The organism is Sphingobium sp. DC-2 (assembly GCF_000722555.1).
Taxonomy (GTDB): Bacteria; Pseudomonadota; Alphaproteobacteria; order Sphingomonadales; family Sphingomonadaceae; genus Sphingobium; species Sphingobium quisquiliarum.
This window is the reverse complement of record NZ_JNAC01000006.1, coordinates 1-1,313: the sequence shown is the minus strand read 5'-3', so window position 1 is coordinate 1,313 and position 1,313 is coordinate 1. Positions and strand designations below refer to the sequence as shown.

1 protein-coding gene is annotated in these 1,313 nt (G+C 64.7%); it reads left to right on the top strand.

Going from position 1 to position 1,313, the window contains the following annotated elements; translation table 11 throughout:
- The first annotated feature begins 57 nt into the window (after positions 1-57).
- Positions 58-1,301 (top strand): IS3 family transposase gene (locus ET21_RS0101150; RefSeq protein ID WP_156028974.1). Its coding sequence is split into 2 segments (ribosomal slippage): positions 58-396 and positions 399-1,301, totalling 1,242 coding nucleotides; the frame shifts between segments, so codons are not numbered across the junction.
- The last annotated feature ends 12 nt before the right edge of the window (positions 1,302-1,313 follow it).

Here is a 1,313-nt window from a genome sequence, read left to right as displayed (position 1 = left end):
TGAAGCAGCCCCCAAAATGACCGGACAGTTCCTCACACTTATGTAAGAGTGAGGCATATGACCGACAGTAATCCCAGTAGCTATGTGCATGCGGAGGTTCTCGGAGGGGTTCAGCGCCGTAGGCGCTGGACCCCGGAAGAGAAGCTCCGCATGGTCGAAGAGACCTTCCTGCCCGGCAACAGCGTGTCGCGTGTGGCGCGCATGCACGGGGTAGCGCCCAACCAACTGTTTGGCTGGCGCCGGCAGGCGGCGAGCGGCGCCCTGACCGCCACCCGCGCAGGCGGCGAGGTGGTTCCGGCCAGCGAGTATCGCGCGCTGGAGAACCAGGTGCGCGAGCTGCAGCGCATGCTCGGCAAGAAGACCATGGAGAACGAGATCCTGCGCGAGGCGATCTCGCGCGTGGCAGGTCCCAAAAAAACGGCATTGCGCACAATCTCGTTGCCGGAGGGCGACCTGTGAGCGCGGTGGCGAACGCGCTCGGCGTCTCGCGGCAGCATCTCTCGTCGGCCAGACGCAAGGCCCCTGCGCGCCGCCGCGGCCGACCTCCGCTGCCCGAGGAAGAGCTCGTCGCGCGTATCCAGGCTCTGATCGCGGAACTGCCGACCTATGGCTACCGCCGGATCCATGCGCTCCTGCGGCGGCAGGCACGCAATGGCGGACCTTCTGCGCCGAATGCCAAGCGGGTCTACCGGGTGATGAAGGTGCATGGCCTGCTGCTCCAGCGCCATAGCGGCAAGGCAGACGATCGTCGTCACGACGGGCGCGTCGCGGTTGATACCCGCAACACCCGCTGGTGCTCCGACGGCTTCGAGATCGGCTGCGACAACGGCGAGAAGGTGCGCGTCGCCTTCTCCCTGGATTGCTGCGATCGCGAGGCAATGGGCTTCGTGGCCACCACCGCAGGCATATCCGCCGAGGACGTGCGCGATCTGATGACCGCCACCGTCGAGCACCGCTTCGGCCGCGTGAACCGCTTGCCTTCCACCATCGAATGGCTGACAGATAACGGCAGCTGCTACACCGCCAAGGAGACTCGCCGCTTCGCACGCGAGATCAACCTCAGACCCCGGACAACACCCATCGAAAGCCCGCAATCCAACGGCATGGCAGAGGCGTTCGTGCGGACCATGAAGCGAGACTACGTCCGCGTCGCCGAAAAGCCCAACGCCAAGGCCGTGATCAGCCAGCTACCAAGCTGGTTCCACCACTACAACAACGTCCACCCGCATCGCGCCCTTGGCTATCTCGCCCCGCGCGAATACATCACACGTTCAACCAGTGAGGAACTGTCCGGGAATTAAGGGGCAACGACA